12 protein-coding genes are annotated in these 14520 nt (G+C 54.1%); 7 read left to right on the forward strand and 5 right to left on the reverse strand.

Annotated elements, in window-relative coordinates:
- Nucleotides 1-151: 151 nt before the first annotated feature.
- The 6 genes from HMPREF9141_RS13065 (at nt 152) to HMPREF9141_RS08900 (ending at nt 9914) form a co-directional block, all read left to right on the forward strand.
- On the forward strand, nt 152-3892 hold the full coding sequence (locus HMPREF9141_RS13065) for a DUF4922 domain-containing protein (protein ID WP_007368367.1): 3741 nt from the start codon (nt 152-154) through the stop codon (nt 3890-3892).
- 41 nt (nt 3893-3933) lie between these two features.
- Nucleotides 3934-5247: an MFS transporter gene (locus HMPREF9141_RS08880; RefSeq protein WP_007368368.1), complete on the forward strand. Its 1314-nt coding sequence runs from the start codon at nt 3934-3936 to the stop codon at nt 5245-5247.
- A gap of 178 nt (nt 5248-5425) precedes the next feature.
- Nucleotides 5426-6328 (forward strand): M48 family metallopeptidase, encoded by a 903-nt coding sequence (locus HMPREF9141_RS08885; RefSeq protein ID WP_007368369.1) that lies wholly within the window; start codon nt 5426-5428, stop codon nt 6326-6328.
- A gap of 961 nt (nt 6329-7289) precedes the next feature.
- Nucleotides 7290-7739, forward strand: coding sequence for an NfeD family protein (locus HMPREF9141_RS08890; RefSeq protein ID WP_007368371.1), 450 nt, complete (start codon nt 7290-7292; stop codon nt 7737-7739).
- 94 nt (nt 7740-7833) lie between these two features.
- Nucleotides 7834-8787, forward strand: coding sequence for an SPFH domain-containing protein (locus tag HMPREF9141_RS08895; RefSeq protein ID WP_040555022.1), 954 nt, complete (start codon nt 7834-7836; stop codon nt 8785-8787).
- Nucleotides 8787-9914: a UDP-N-acetyl glucosamine 2-epimerase gene (locus tag HMPREF9141_RS08900; protein ID WP_007368373.1), complete on the forward strand. Its 1128-nt coding sequence runs from the start codon at nt 8787-8789 to the stop codon at nt 9912-9914. The genes HMPREF9141_RS08895 and HMPREF9141_RS08900 overlap by 1 nt, the downstream gene beginning before the upstream one ends.
- A gap of 277 nt (nt 9915-10191) precedes the next feature.
- On the opposite strand, the gene HMPREF9141_RS08905 is transcribed toward HMPREF9141_RS08900, so the two are convergent.
- Entirely contained in the window at nt 10192-10764 is a 573-nt protein-coding gene (locus HMPREF9141_RS08905) for a GNAT family N-acetyltransferase (protein ID WP_007368374.1), read from the reverse strand.
- 8 nt (nt 10765-10772) lie between these two features.
- The gene (locus tag HMPREF9141_RS08910) at nt 10773-11375 is read right to left on the reverse strand and encodes a hypothetical protein (RefSeq protein ID WP_040554744.1); all 603 of its coding nucleotides are present in this window, start codon (nt 11373-11375) and stop codon (nt 10773-10775) included.
- Between the two features lie 277 nt (nt 11376-11652).
- On the opposite strand from HMPREF9141_RS08910, the gene HMPREF9141_RS08915 reads away from it, so the two are divergent.
- On the forward strand, nt 11653-11973 hold the full coding sequence (locus tag HMPREF9141_RS08915; RefSeq protein WP_156792448.1) for a hypothetical protein: 321 nt from the start codon (nt 11653-11655) through the stop codon (nt 11971-11973).
- Nucleotides 11974-12000: 27 nt separating this feature from the next.
- Here the strand turns inward: HMPREF9141_RS08915 and HMPREF9141_RS08920 are convergent, their stop codons facing one another.
- The 3 genes from HMPREF9141_RS08920 to HMPREF9141_RS08930 form a co-directional block, all read right to left on the reverse strand.
- The gene (locus HMPREF9141_RS08920; protein ID WP_007368377.1) at nt 12001-12324 is read right to left on the reverse strand and encodes a cupin domain-containing protein; all 324 of its coding nucleotides are present in this window, start codon (nt 12322-12324) and stop codon (nt 12001-12003) included.
- A 219-nt stretch (nt 12325-12543) separates the two neighbouring features.
- A complete protein-coding gene (locus HMPREF9141_RS08925; RefSeq protein WP_007368378.1) occupies nt 12544-13677 on the reverse strand; it encodes an epoxyqueuosine reductase in 1134 nt (377 codons plus the stop codon).
- Nucleotides 13678-13839: 162 nt separating this feature from the next.
- On the reverse strand, nt 13840-14475 hold the full coding sequence (locus HMPREF9141_RS08930) for a polysaccharide deacetylase family protein (protein WP_007368379.1): 636 nt from the start codon (nt 14473-14475) through the stop codon (nt 13840-13842).
- Nucleotides 14476-14520: the final 45 nt, after the last annotated feature.

Raw genomic sequence — 14520 nt, forward strand, 5'->3', positions numbered from 1 at the left:
GGGTGCGGCCGGTCTTGGCGAATACGAGGGTGCCGCATAAGAGCAAGGCACGGAGAGTGGGCAGGAACCCAATCCACGGAAGATCGGCGTGGAATTTTCAGGACAGGCTGATAAGCCCTTTCGGTCTGTACAATAGAAAACATATAGAAAGATGAAAAAGATAGATTGTTTTGTCCCTGATGGACGTTTTGATACCATCATGTCCAATTCCGCCCAGCTGTGGCAGACCGGTGTCGTACGCCAGATACACCTTTTGGTTGAGAAGCATCTGGTGATGGAAATCGCACCGCTTCATACAGACGTACTGCGGATAGACAGGCTGTTCTCGGCGCCCACCATGCGGATGATCGCAGTCTTTTCGACCGGTGAATACACGCTGTTCTTCCTGAAGGGTTCTCCGGTGGCACTGGGTTACCATGCTGTCGAACGGATGTTGCAGGTGGCGGAGGAGACGGGTGCGGCAATGGTGTATGCCGATCATTATACGGTGGAAGACGGGAAGACCGTACCGCATCCGGTGGCGGACTATCAGCTGGGAAGCATCCGTGACGACTTCGATTTCGGGTCTGTCATCCTTCTGAAGACCGAATACCTGAAAGAATATGCGTCGAGAGAATCAACGGAAGACTATCAGTATGCCGGATGGTATGAACTCCGTCTCTTCCTGAGCCGGAAAGGGAAGCTCTTTCATCTGAATGAATACCTCTACACCGAAGTGGAAGACGACCTGCGTGCCAGCGGTGTGAGGCAGTTCGACTACGTGAACCCTCGTAACCGTGCAGTGCAGATAGAGATGGAACGTGTTGCGACCGAACATCTTTCAGCCATCGGAGCTTTGATAGACACGGCGCATTACGAGCAGCCCGACTTCTACGAAGAGCAGTTCCCGGTCAGGGCATCGGTCATCATACCTGTCTTTAACCGTGAAAAGACGGTGCATGAGGCCGTTGTGTCAGCTCTCTCACAGAAAACCGACTTCTCTTTCAATGTAATCGTCGTCGACAATCATTCGACGGACGGGACAACGGAGATACTGGAATCATTTAAAAGGGATGAACGGCTGATCCATCTCATCCCCGAACGTACCGACCTCGGGATAGGCGGATGCTGGGACTACGCTCTCCATGACGCACGCTGTGGACGCTTCGCCGTGCAGCTGGACAGTGACGACCTCTATTCTTCAGAGCAAACCTTACAGGTCATTGTCGATGCCTTCCATGAACAGAAGGCGGCGATGATCGTGGGCTCTTACCGTATGTGCGACTTCGACCTCAACACGCTTCCTCCGGGGCTGATCAGTCACAGTGAGTGGACAGCGGACAATGGTTGCAACAATGCTCTGCGTATCAACGGACTCGGTGCGCCGCGCGCCTTTTTCACTCCCTTGGCCCGCCAGCTCCGGTTCCCCAACACCAGTTACGGGGAAGACTATGCCATGGGGCTGGCCTTCAGCCGCCGTTTCCGTGTCGGGAGAATCTATGATGAACTTTATCTCTGCCGCCGTTGGGGAGGAAACAGCGATGCGGCGTTGAGTGTTGATAAGGTGAATGCCAACAACCGCTATAAGGATCAGCTGCGGACGATTGAGATTCTGGCACGTCAGAAGCAGAACCGACAGCGGGAAAAAGGGCTGACGGACTTCTTTCATGACCAGTTGAGCCGGTGGAAAGACGTGTCCCGGCGTTATGAGGAACTGAAGCAGGTGCAGATCCGGGAGGCCGGACCGATACGGATACAGTACAACCCGGCCCGTATGGTGAGTACGGGAGCGAAGATCGACAGGGACACACTGGCGGCGCGCCCTTGCTTCCTCTGTGCGAAGAACCGCCCGGAGGAACAGACCGTACTGCCTTTCGGGGATGATTTTGACATTCTCGTCAACCCCTTCCCGATACTCCCGGCCCACTTCACCATCGCTGCCCGCAGGCACCAGCAGCAGGCGATTGCCGGTAATTACGTACAGATACACCGTCTGCTGAGGGCTTATCCGCAGCTGATGGTATTCTATAACGGGCCGAAGTGCGGAGCCAGTGCCCCCGACCATCTGCATTTCCAGGCCGGGACAAGCGGTGTCCTGCCGCTGCAGCGTGCCTGGGAGCGGCTTCACAGGACTTCCGTTCCGCTTTTGAAGCTGAACAACAGGGAAGGGATTTACGAAATCAAGGAGTATCCCTGTCCTGCCCTTGCCATCGTGAGCCATACCGAGGCGCATGATGCTGAGCTGTTCCACTATGTATATGACGCATTGCCTTTAAAAGGTGCGGAGACCGAACCGATGATGAACATCGTGGCCTGGCGGAAGGACAATGCGTTTATCGCAGTCGTATTCCCGCGGGAGAAGCACCGGCCCGGATGCTATTCTGCCACGGGGGAGGCGCAGTGTCTGGTCAGCCCGGGCAGCCTGGACATGGCAGGCCTGCTGATCCTGCCCCGGCAGCGTGACTTTGAACGGATGACGGAAGCGCATGCAGAGGCCGTCCTTCGAGAGGTGGCGCTGTCGGAGGAAGCGATGGCGGAAGTCGTAGGAAGGATCCGCAACACGGCCGTTGACGCCTCCTTCGGTTTTTGGAGAAGAGAGCCAGTGGTGTCGGTCGGTGTGGTAAGCGGCGAGGAAATACGCTTCCATCTGAACGGGACTTATACCTTAGGGAATATGAAGCTGCACGGCGAACATACCGTGAAGCTGTATGCCGGGAAAATCCAGTGGAGAGCCGGAGTTTATCAGGAACTTTGCTTCACTCCTGAAAACGACGACTGCTCCTTTACCTTGGAAGACGTGACAATCGGAGTGGACTTCCATTGGGAGCGTAAAGAGGCACAGACCTTCCTCGGCAGCCTGCGGATCGTCATGGACGGAGACAGAATCTGGGCTGTCAATGAGCTGCCTGTGGAGCATTATCTGGCAAGTGTCATTTCCAGCGAGATGCGTGCCACGTCGTCACTGGAGTTCCTGAAGGCGCATGCCGTTATATCCAGAAGCTGGCTGCTGGTACAGATGAGGAGGCGGAGAGCCGCCGGGATGGGGCTTGTGGATGCCTCCGCACCCTGTGGTGAGGCGGCGGAAGAAGGCATCGTATGGTATGACCGTGATTCTCACAAGCTGTTTGATGTCTGTGCGGATGACCATTGCCAGCGTTATCAGGGCATCACGAAGGCGACAAGTCCGAATGTGGAAGAGGCCGTCAAGGCCACGCGCGGGCAGCTGCTGACGGACGGCGGCGAGGTCAGCGATGCCCGTTTCAGCAAGTGCTGCGGTGGTGTCACGGAGGAGTATCAGTATTGCTGGGACAATATCCGCAAGCCTTACCTGCGTTCGGTAGCTGACAACACGCCTTTAGGGGCAGCCCCTGCGGTTGATCTGACGGACGAGAAGACCGCCAGGGAATGGATATGCTCTTCTCCGGCGGCATTCTGTCATACGGACGATGCGGCCGTCTTGCGGCAGGTTCTGAACAGCTATGACCAGGAGACACAGGACTTTTATCGCTGGACCGTGGATTATACGCAGGAAGAACTTGCCTGCCTTGTCCGGCGCAAGAGCGGTCTTGACTTCGGAGAGATCGTCGACCTCCAGCCTTTGGAGCGGGGGAAGAGCGGCCGCATCAGCCGTCTGAAGATCGTTGGAACGAAACTTACCCGCATCATCGGAAAAGAACTGGAGATAAGACGTGTGTTGAGTGAAAGCCATCTGTACAGCTCGGCATTCGTCGTGGACAGGTGTGATGTGGCGGACGGCATCCCCCGGAAGTTCCATCTTGCCGGTGCAGGATGGGGACATGGTGTCGGGCTTTGCCAGATCGGTGCTGCCGTGATGGGAGAGAAAGGGTATAAGTATGACGAGATACTGCGCCACTATTATCAGACGGCGACCCTTGAGACACGATATAAGTAGAGGATCCCGTCCCGGCATATTATATATAAAGGTGTAATCAGATGCTCGAGGAGCAGAATATCATCAACGGAATACCCATAGAGAGCCGGTGGCGCAGCCATCGGGTCTGGCTTCCTACGCTCTATCTGACACGCGGACTTCCTTATGTGATCCTGTTCATGACCTCAATGGTCTATTTCAACAGGGCAGGACTGTCGAACGGATCCATCACGCTGACTACTTCCTGGTTCCTGCTTCCGTTCATCCTCCGACCCCTGCTGGGCAGGCTGGTTGTAGGGTACGGGAGCAAGCGTTTCTGGATTGTTCTGACGGAACTCGTCCTGGCATTGAGTCTCGCCGGACTGGCGGTGACCGGTCCGTCGGTCCATTGGTTTGAATGGTCGGTGCTCTTCCTGCTGACCATGGCGACTGCCGGCGCACTGCATGATGTGGCGGTCGAGAGACTCTATAAACGGGAGGCGGCCTTGCGCCATCAGGAGGTGTTCTTTGATGCCCGGGCCGCTTTCTATCTGCTCGCCATCCTCGTAGGGATGGCCGTCCCCGTTACGGTGGCGGGCAATCTGGAGGTCATCAACAGGACCATACACCCTTCCTGGCAGGCCGTCTTCTGGATGCTGTCAGCCCTGCTGTCGGTGCTGATGGTGTTCCATGCCGTTGTCCTCCCGAAGGATATCCTCCGTGCCGACCTCCCGATATGGAGCGGCGTGACGCGCCAGTGGTGGCATGATGTCAAGGCGGCCTTTGTCCGTCGCCCGCATTATGTGGCCAATCTCTGCTTCCTTTTCTGCTTCCTGATACCCGAAGGAATGTTTTTCAGGATCGTACCACTCTTTCTGATAGACCCCGGAAGCAATGGCGGACTGGCGCTCTCCCCTCAGGAACTGGGTCTGGTGCTGGGGACGGTCGGCACTTTTTCGTTGATTGCGGGCTGTGCCGTCGGAACGAGACTGGTACGAAGAGACGGCCTGCGGAGATGGCTCTGGCTGTTTGTCATTGCCTTGACCCTGCCTAAGTTCCTTTTCGTCTACCTCAGTTATTACTTTGTTTCCACGCTTTCGATCATCAATTTCTGCATGCTGGCCGAGCAGTTCGGGACAGGAATCGGGCTGACGGCTTATTTTGTCTGGCTCGCCTATTGTACGAGGGGAGCACATTCCACGTTTACTTATTCCCTGGGAACGGCCATTACGGCCTTTTCCGTGGTCATGTCAGGATGGTTTACAGGTTTTCTCCAGGAATATGTAGGTTATCGCCGTTTCTTCCTTCTGGTGGCCTGTCTGGGCGTGGTCAGCTTTGTGGCGGCCGGTTTCGTCCCTGTTACGGATGAGGCGGGGAAGAAGGTGGAGGCTTCTTGATGGTCCGTACGAGGCTGCATCAAGGTTTCCTTTAAGCGGCCCGGCAGGATGGGGCCGTACTGTCCGCAGGTTTCATTTCCAGGCGTTAAGCTTTTCAAAAAAGCTGTGGATTTGTTTGTATCTTACAAAAAATGTTGTACTTTCGCATACTGAAAGTTATAAAAAAACAGTAATTCGGATGAAGATCAAGTATTTGTTAATGGCAGCTGTCGTCGCTTTGATGACAGCCTGCGGAACGGCCTCAAAAGTTCCTTTGACAGGCCGGACACACCGCATCAGTGTGTCTGACGCCCAGCTTCTCAGTCTCAGCAATCAGGAATACACCAAGTTCATGGCTTCTGCCAAGCGTTCGACGGATGCAAAGAATACGGCGATGGTCCAGCGGGTAGGGCGTAATCTTGCCAATGCGGTAGAGACCTATCTTCGCAACAACGGCTATGCCAGTGAGATAAACAACTTCAAATGGGAGTTCAACCTTGTCCAGGACAAGCAGGCCAATGCGTTCTGCATGCCCGGCGGAAAGATAGTTGTCTATGAGGGGCTGCTCCCTTATACGCAGAACGAGGCAAGTCTGGCTATCGTCCTGGGACATGAAATCGCACATGCTGTCGCCAAGCACAGTGCGGAGCAGCTGACAAAACAGATGAACCAGCAGATGGGAACGAACATCCTGGGGACGGTGCTGAACTCAACGGTCGGCAGCGGAGTAGGCGACATCGCCTCGCAGGTGGCTGGCGGATACTTCTCTTTCCGCAATCTGAAATACAGCCGTGACAATGAAAGCGAAGCCGACTATATGGGGCTGATATTCGCCGCCATGGCCGGGTACGATCCTGCCAATGCGGTTACATTCTGGCAGCGTATGGCTTCGGGGAGCAGCAGCAACCGAGCCGAGGTGCTGAGCGACCACCCTTCCGATGCCCGCCGTATTGAGAATATCAAGCGGTGGCTGCCGGAAGCCGAGAAGTATTATCATGGCAGTACTGCCGGCCGTGTATCTGCTGCCGGAACGATACAGACGACAAAGACCATTCATATCGGCGGCTCTTCAAGTTCAAAGCGTTCCGGAAGACGTCGTTGAAACGGCAGCGGCCTTTTCTTCGGAACTTTTTTCAAGGCCGCCCGGAAGTCGTCCCTGCTGATTCTTCGCCTTTCAGACGGACGCCTCCGTCTCGCTCCAGAGAGAGCACGGCGGGGGCATGGCGACTGAAGGGGGCGGTTGAAGAGACTGCGTGAAAACAGGAAATTTACAGGAAGCCGCCGGTCTCAGCGCAACCGGCATGCTGCCGTTGCCTTTTAAAGAATAGGCCTCGCGGCTATCCGTCTTCTCATCTCCGGGAAGACGGATAGCCGTTTTTTATTTTATACATGGATTCATGTCCTGCTGTTTGCGACTGCACGGACAATCCTTTTTTGTAAAATGTTTTTCCATGTTTTTGTCTTTTTCTTCATCCTTTATGGCGTTTATCCGTCCGGTAACAGCCACAGGTCATACCGCAGGTCGGGTCGGGTTGCAGAGGTTCTTCGGCAAGGTCGGGGTGGTCTTGTAAGTAATTTGAAATCAGATGGATATATCATTGTGTGGGAACAGGTGTCTGATTGCCTTGCAAGTAGGCGTTGATTGGATTTCAAGTAAGCACCCCTTGGACTGCAATCGGGCGTTACTTGCATCGCAGGTGACGGCAGATTGGAATCCGGGGGTTGGCGCACTGTCTTTTCTGTGGTCGCCTGTGGTAAGTGAAGAGGGCGTTGCAAGGATAAGGATTGTAAAATTCTTTCCATTCCTTCTGACGTTTGTCACCGTCTGTTTTCTGAAGAGGTTGTGTGCGTGTGTGCAGTCTCCGGCGCAGGCATATTGGCTTCCGGCTTTTATCGGGAAGGCGGAATCTCCTGTTTCCATGGTGTCCGCAATGTTTTCTGACGGAGGGGCATCGGGCTGTGTCCATTGTTTTTTATCATGCCCTTGTGCTTTTTCTCAATGAAGATTTGACAGAACCAGCTTTTATTATTATCTTTACAGACGAAATCAAATCTTTAAAACTATGATAGATTATCTGATACAAAACCTATGGCTGGCATGGCTGCTGGTAGGTATCGTATGTCTGATACTGGAACTGATGAACGGCGATTTCTTTATCATGTGCTTTGCGATCGGCGGATTCTGTTCTTCGATCTCCACGGTCTTTACGGACAGCATTGTCGTTCACGTCATCGTGTTTGCAGCCTTTACAGTGCTGAGCATCTTCTCCGTACGTCCGATAGCCCTGAAATACCTTCACCAAGGTGCGGACAGCAGGCCGAGTAATGCTGATGCGCTGATCGGGCGTGAAGGGGAGGTGACCGATACCATCGAGGCCGGCGGATACGGCAGAGTGAAGATCGATGGCGACTCCTGGAAAGCAAAGTCTGTCGACGGTATGGAAATCAGGCGTGGGCTGGTCGTCCGTGTCCTCCGTCTCGAATCGATTATAGCGACGGTTGAACGCTGTTGACAGAGTTCACATGACAACAAAATGGAAACAAATTTAATGACCATCTGCTCTTCCCCCTTCTGACAGGGGAAGGGAAGACAAAAAACAAATGTTTATGGATATACTAACTTATGTGCTGATAGCAGTCATTGTCCTGGCGATCGTCTTTGCCAGGATGTCGATCGTCATCATCTCTCAGAGTGAGACGAGAATCATTGAACGGCTGGGTAAATATCATGCGACACTCCAGCCCGGTATCAACATCATCATCCCTTTCATTGATCATGCAAAGGATATTGTGGCCTTGCGTGCCGGCCGTTATACCTATACCAATTCCATTGACCTGCGTGAGCAGGTGTATGATTTCGACCGCCAGAATGTGATCACCAAGGATAATATCCAGATGCAGATCAATGCGCTGCTCTACTTCCAGATCATCGACCCGTTCAAGGCCGTCTACGAAATCAACAACCTCCCGAATGCCATTGAGAAGCTGACACAGACCACCTTGCGTAACATCATCGGCGAGATGGAACTCGACCAGACGCTGACCTCGCGCGATACGATCAACACCAAACTGCGCTCTGTGCTGGATGATGCCACGAACAAATGGGGAATCAAGGTGAACCGCGTCGAACTCCAGGACATCACGCCGCCTGCAAGTGTCTCACAGGCAATGGAGAAGCAGATGCAGGCGGAACGGAACAAGCGTGCCACCATCCTGACCAGTGAAGGACAGAAGCAGTCGGCTATTCTGCAGTCGGAAGGCGAGAAGCAGGCTGCCATCAACCGTGCCGAGGCTGACAAACAGCAGCAGATCCTCATAGCGGAAGGTCAGGCGCAGGCACGAATCCGCAAAGCGGAGGCAGAGGCGATTGCCATTCAGAGAATCACGGATGCGGTAGGAAAGAGCACGAACCCCGCCAGCTACCTGATTGCACAGAAATATATTCAGATGCTTTCTGAGCTCGCCAGGAGCAACAACCAGAAGACAGTCTACCTGCCGTTTGAGGCGACCGGCCTTCTGGGATCCATCGGTGGAATCAAGGATATGTTTAAAGGATCATAATGAAAAGAATCAATCTTTGTATCTTTTGCGGTGCCCGCCCTAACTTTATCAAGGTGGCACCCATCATCAGAGTACTCAACAGGCTGTCCGGAGGGAGCAGCCCCAGGGAGGTCGGCTATTCGCTTGTCTATGCGGGGAGCGCAGACGACCCGACACTGGAAGACGGACTTTTTGACAGCCTTGCCATCCGGTGTCCAGATGTTTTCTTAGGTGTCGAATGTGAAAACCTGAACGAACTGACGGGACAGGTTATGTCCAAGTTCGAGCAGTATCTGCAGGCGACACCGACGGATGTGGTGATTGTCGTGGATGATCTGGCTTCGACGATGGCCGCCGCCATCGTGACAAAGAAGCAGGCCATCACGCTGGCACATATCGCTGCGGGAACACGGTCGTTCGACATCACTATGCCGAAGGAAATCAACCGGCTTGTCATAGACGGCCTTTCCGACATCCTTTTCACAGCCGGATTCAGCAACAACAGCATTGCCAACAAGGAGGGGGCGGAGCTTTCCAAGGTCTACATGGTGGGGAATATTCTCATTGACAATATCCGCTATAACCGCGAGCGCATTGAGAAGATGCGGCTGACGGATATTGACGCCTTGGCCGGACTGCCGTTGAGCGAGGGGGACTATCTCGTCTTCACATTGAACCGCAAGGTGCTGCTGTCCGACCGGGACAATCTCGAGAAGATGCTCCGCGTGCTGAGTGAGACGGCAGGGGACGTGCCGGTAATCGCTCCTTTGCGTGACTCGGCAGTACAGGTCATCATGGCACTTGCCTTGAAAAAGAACATTAACCTGCACAATCTTCACATTGTCAAACCGCTCGGGTATCTTGAATTTGCTTATCTTACGGCACATGCACGGGGAATCATCACCGATTCGGGGAATGTCGCCGAGGAAGCGACTTTCAACAATGTCCCCTGTATAACGTTGAACAGTTATACGGAACATATCGAGACGGTAAAGGTGGGAAGCAACGTGCTCGTCGGTGAAGATGCCGACCTTCTGCGTTCTGCGCTCGGCGACATGGTGTCCGGTTCTTGGAAGAAGTGCGGGATTCCTGACCGCTGGGACGGACGCTCGGCAGAACGGATCGTGCAGATTCTGTTGGAGCTCTGATTCCGGTACAGCACCATCAGCATTCACGGAGAAGGATGTACGGAACTGTCAGATCCCATGCCGCCGGTCACTTCAGCATGCTTTCTCTTTGAGGAAAGCAGCGGGCGGTGCGGATGGAGAGGGAACAGAAAAACAGGCAATAGCCGGACGATTCAGTTCGTCCGGCTATTGCCTGTTCTAATTGGGAAAGTCCAAGGCATCCTCCTTTGCTGCATAACCCTGCCGTTGTCCAGTCATCGCTCATAGAGAAAGCCGACCTGCCTGTGGCTGTGCGCCGTCAGGCGAGCGGCTTCTGCAGGTGGTGCATCCGGTGACTTCCCCATTCACTGTCGTTCAGATAGACGAATCCCTCCCTGCGATAGAGACTTTCAGCCTTGGGGTTCCCTGTATCTACAAGCAGCCCCGTCGGGAGGTTCATCGCCTTTCCTTTCTCCGCAGTCGCATGGAGCAGTCGGCTTGCAATGCCTCTTCCCCGGAAGGACCGGTCTACACAGAGCGAGTCGACGTATAGTTCTCCGGCGGCCGTTTCGTCTGCCATATCCGAATAGTCCCGGTTGAAAGCCGACAGGCATCCCTCGATAAAAGGCAGTCGCAGCCGGTGGAGCAATGCGCCGTCGTAACTGACGCAGGCAGCTATGACCTCGCCGTTGTCTGCCACCGCGACCAGCGTGTTGCGGTATGAGTACTGCGAAGCCTCATGCCTCACGAGACGTGTCATCAGTCGGTGAAACTCCTGCAGAGTATGGCCGGGACCGGCAAACCATTGGCAACAGGCATGATTCATGGCCTCCATTATCAGCCGTGCTATCGTCTCTGCCTGTTCTTTTCTTGCCTGCTCGATCTTGATCATGGTGAGGCTTACAGCATGTCTTTCATAGCCTTCTGAGCCGCCTCACGGGTCTCTTTGGGCATTTTGCCGGTAGCGTCCTTGATGGCTTTCCTGGCAGCCTTCATCTGCTCCGGAGTAGCGGACTTGGCCGCTTCTTTGATCTTGTCTTTGGCTTTGTCCAGTCCGTCTGCTATTGCTTTCCGGTCAGATTCCGATGCTGCACCGATAGACTGGGTGATGGCCTGGATCTCCGGAGCATCGCCGGAAGCCTTCAGGGTGGACATGAGTTCGTCTCCGTTGTCAAGCATCCACTGCTGGAGAGAGGATATATATTTCTGTGCTTCTTTCGGATTCTTCCTGCTCATTTCGCTCATCTTGGACTGGGCAGATGCAAGCAGTGTGGCGACTCCTTTCCCGTCCTTGCCCTTGAGTTTCTCGTTGAGCTGTTCGATCAGCTTGTCGGCATCAGCCGATACATCTGTTTTCTTGAGGCCTGTCGCGGCAGAGTCGGTCATCGTGGAATCCGTCATTGCAGAGTCTGTTGAAGCTCCGGATGTGGTTGTCTTTCCATCTTTGCAACCTGCAAAGGTCATTGCTGCTACGGCCAGTGCCATGATAAATGCTTTTCTCATAATCGTACGTTTTGTTGGGTTTTGTTCTTTGCCGCCAAAGATAGGTATAATTCCGCTTGTTTTCATGTTCTGTTAGAAAAGTTTAACGGTTGGAACAGGAAAACAGTGCTTTCACCTCCCTCTCGGTCTGTCTCCCATGCGGCAGGCGCAAAGTTCCGGACAGGCCGGGTCTGAACAGTTCCGTTATGGATTCCGGTCTTTCAGGTGCGTGTCGGCAGCTTTCTTCTCGAAGAAGCATTGCAGACTCTGCGGCCGAGCTGAAAAAGGAAAGCGGAAGATGCCGCATAAGTGGAGAACCGGCATAAAGCAGACGATGTTCACCGTACCGGTATGGGGACATGGATTCCAGAGTGTGTTCTTACATACGGGCGAGTCTCTTCCACATCATCCTTGTCACCTCGAAAAGTTCAGGAAGGTGAAAGGTCTGTTGATGAGAAAGAGACTCTGGGACCTCAATGATATGAGAGACGGAAAATTCTTGTTGGGCTGTCCGTGGGATGCCTCGGTTGTCCGGCAGGATCGGAGCACTCCGTCTGTCCGGCAGGCTGCCGCCTTTACGGCAGGAGAAGCCTTTGCTTCTCTCATCGGCAATGTCTGACGCATTGCCTATGCAGTTCGGACCGGATCAGCCGCGTATCATTGTGATTATCATTTTGAAACGCTCTGCTGCATTCACGGAATGGCGTGCTCCATTCGGGATGACAAAACTCTCTCCCGTGTTGATTACGTACTTGACATCCTCGACCGTCAGCTCCATGCTTCCGTCAATGACTTGGATGAGTGCATCGAACGGTGCGGTATGTTCCGACAGACCTTGTCCCGCATCAAAGCTGAAAAGGGTGACGCTGCCGGCATTGCTGTGTACAAGTTCTTTGCTTACCACGCCGTCTTCAGCATATTCGATGACTTTCCCGGCGTTGAAAACGATTCCTTTCTCTAATTTAGCCATGATCTTAATCTCCTGTATTTAGTTTGTAATGTTGATCTTCCTGTCGGTTGCAGTACAAACATGATGCCATGTAGAAAGGTGGAAACAATTGTTACTGTTCCGTGTGCATGCCATCCTGAGGCCGGGCGGTTTCCGTCGGATATTTGGCGAGAGAAGCCTGTCTCTGCGTTCCCTTATAGACGGTTCCGATGGAGGGCGCCGCTGAAATTCTCATTTCTCCTATTGCTCCTTTGCCTGAATGTTGCGTTTCAGGCCATCGAACTTCGCGCGTTTGACGGCCGAACCCTTGAACAGACGGCGATAGTCCTCGACGGTGAGACGGTGCCATTTCTCCTTGCTCATGCTGAGGAGCTCCGGCTTCGGCTGGAGTTCCGGCTCGGTGCTGGGGGTTGCAAACCGGTTCCAGGGGCAGGCCGTCTGACAGCGGTCGCAGCCATAGATGGTGTCTCCCATGGCCGCTTTGGCTTCTTCTGACAGTTCGCCTCGGTTCTCAATCAGCTGGTAGGAAAGGCATCGGCTGGCATGGAAGTCTTCGCCCGGGACGATGGCACGTGTCGGACAGGCATCTACACAACGGTGGCATTTCCCGCATCGGTCGGGCATGGACTCATCATATACATCTACCTCGAAGGGTAAGAAGATCTCGCCTAAAAAGAACATCGATCCTGCATGAGGGATGATCAGCTGGTGGTTGCGGCCCACCCAGCCCAATCCGGCCTTCTGTGCCCAGTAGCGTTCGAGGACGGGAGCCGTATCGCAGAAACAGCCCCATCCGGGTTCTCTCTGGGGTGCGGGAGGCGATGAGGCGGTACAGGGTCTGCTGGTCTGAGACGGGTCTTCTGCTGACGAGGCCGGCATGGCTTGCCGCCTTATGGGCAGAATCCCTTGTTGTGAGGGGGGGAAGGTTGCATGCGCTTCTTTTCGAGGGAGGAACGGCAAAAGGGGGTGTAGTTCTTTGATTTTCCCGGCTAATTGCCTCATTCTTTCTTTCATCAGGTCGTGATAGTCTTTGCCAAGTGCGTATGCTGCAAACTGGTATTCCCCTTTCGGAAGAAGCTGTGAGGGAGCGTAGTTGAGGGCGAGCGAGACGATACTGCGCACTCCCGGAACCAGAAGCCGCGGGTCGAGCCGCTTCTCGAGATAGTTCGCCATGTAGGACATGGAGGCCTCCTCACCGTTCTCCAGCCACCTGCGATACCGCCGGGCAATTGATTCTTCGACAGCATCGGCCTTGGCGATTCCGCAGGCAGAAAAGCCGAAGGAACGGGCCAGGGACTTGATGGAGACAGCACGGAGTACCGGGATGTGGTCTGCTTTGCCGGGGAGTGAAGCGGGATACGTTTTTGCTGTCATGGGGAGTGAAGGAGCGCTGCAGGGACTCTCCGGGGGAAAGAGGCTATAATCGATGACGGCCGGAGACCGGGGAATGAGAAATGATGATAGGGGGGAAGGGGAATGAAAAAAGGGAAGGAGGGGATAAAGGATACTGTCTGTTCCGGTCGATAAAGCAGATTGTCAGAAATGGGTTTCTGCCGGATCGTCTGGGAACAATTTGAACTCGTAGCCTTGGTCTTTAAGCCATTGCAGCGATTCAGGCAAGGCTGTCTGGAGCTTGTCGATGCTCTTGAGAGAGTCGTGGAAGGTGATGATGGAACCGTTGCGGGCATAACGCTTCACGTTGTTTACCACATCATCAGCCGTCAGCCATTTGGAGTAATCTCGGGTGACGAGGTCCCACATCACTACACGGTAGTTCTGTTTCACCCACCAGTAGACGGTATGGCGCAGCCAGCCGTGTGGCGGGCGGAAGTAAGGGCTTTGGAGCAGCGCATCGGCTTTGGTGACATCGACGGCGTAGGTCAGCGCCCAGTGTCTGAAAGAACCCAGGTGATGATAGGTGTGATTGCCCGCTTTGTGACCTCGGCGGAGCACCTCTTCGTACAGTTCCGGATATTTCCTCACATTGTCGGCAACCATGAAGAACATGGCCTTGGCTCCGAATCTGTCGAGAACGTCGAGGATAAACGGGGTGGCTTCGGGTATCGGCCCGTCGTCGAATGTGAGGTAGACAGAATGGTCCTGTCTGTCCATGCGCCACAGGGCGTGTGGATAGAAGAGGCGAAGCCAGCGGGCGGGTCGTTCGATAATCATGATGATGGTCGGGGGGAAGAATGATGAATGTTGGAGGATGATGGA

The organism is Prevotella multiformis DSM 16608 (assembly GCF_000191065.1).
In the GTDB taxonomy this organism is placed as follows: domain Bacteria; phylum Bacteroidota; class Bacteroidia; order Bacteroidales; family Bacteroidaceae; genus Prevotella; species Prevotella multiformis.

Coding starts and splice junctions, on each gene's coding strand:
- HMPREF9141_RS13065 (WP_007368367.1), top strand. CDS start 152: ATGAAAAAGATAGATTGTTTTGTCCCTGATGGACGTTTTGATACCATC.
- HMPREF9141_RS08895 (WP_040555022.1), top strand. CDS start 7,834: ATGGATATACTAACTTATGTGCTGATAGCAGTCATTGTCCTGGCGATC.
- HMPREF9141_RS08905 (WP_007368374.1), bottom strand. CDS start 10,764: ATGATCAAGATCGAGCAGGCAAGAAAAGAACAGGCAGAGACGATAGCA.
- HMPREF9141_RS08930 (WP_007368379.1), bottom strand. CDS start 14,475: ATGATTATCGAACGACCCGCCCGCTGGCTTCGCCTCTTCTATCCACAC.
- HMPREF9141_RS08900 (WP_007368373.1), top strand. CDS start 8,787: ATGAAAAGAATCAATCTTTGTATCTTTTGCGGTGCCCGCCCTAACTTT.
- HMPREF9141_RS08915 (WP_156792448.1), top strand. CDS start 11,653: ATGCCGCATAAGTGGAGAACCGGCATAAAGCAGACGATGTTCACCGTA.
- HMPREF9141_RS08925 (WP_007368378.1), bottom strand. CDS start 13,677: ATGACAGCAAAAACGTATCCCGCTTCACTCCCCGGCAAAGCAGACCAC.
- HMPREF9141_RS08920 (WP_007368377.1), bottom strand. CDS start 12,324: ATGGCTAAATTAGAGAAAGGAATCGTTTTCAACGCCGGGAAAGTCATC.
- HMPREF9141_RS08885 (WP_007368369.1), top strand. CDS start 5,426: ATGAAGATCAAGTATTTGTTAATGGCAGCTGTCGTCGCTTTGATGACA.
- HMPREF9141_RS08890 (WP_007368371.1), top strand. CDS start 7,290: ATGATAGATTATCTGATACAAAACCTATGGCTGGCATGGCTGCTGGTA.
- HMPREF9141_RS08880 (WP_007368368.1), top strand. CDS start 3,934: ATGCTCGAGGAGCAGAATATCATCAACGGAATACCCATAGAGAGCCGG.
- HMPREF9141_RS08910 (WP_040554744.1), bottom strand. CDS start 11,375: ATGAGAAAAGCATTTATCATGGCACTGGCCGTAGCAGCAATGACCTTT.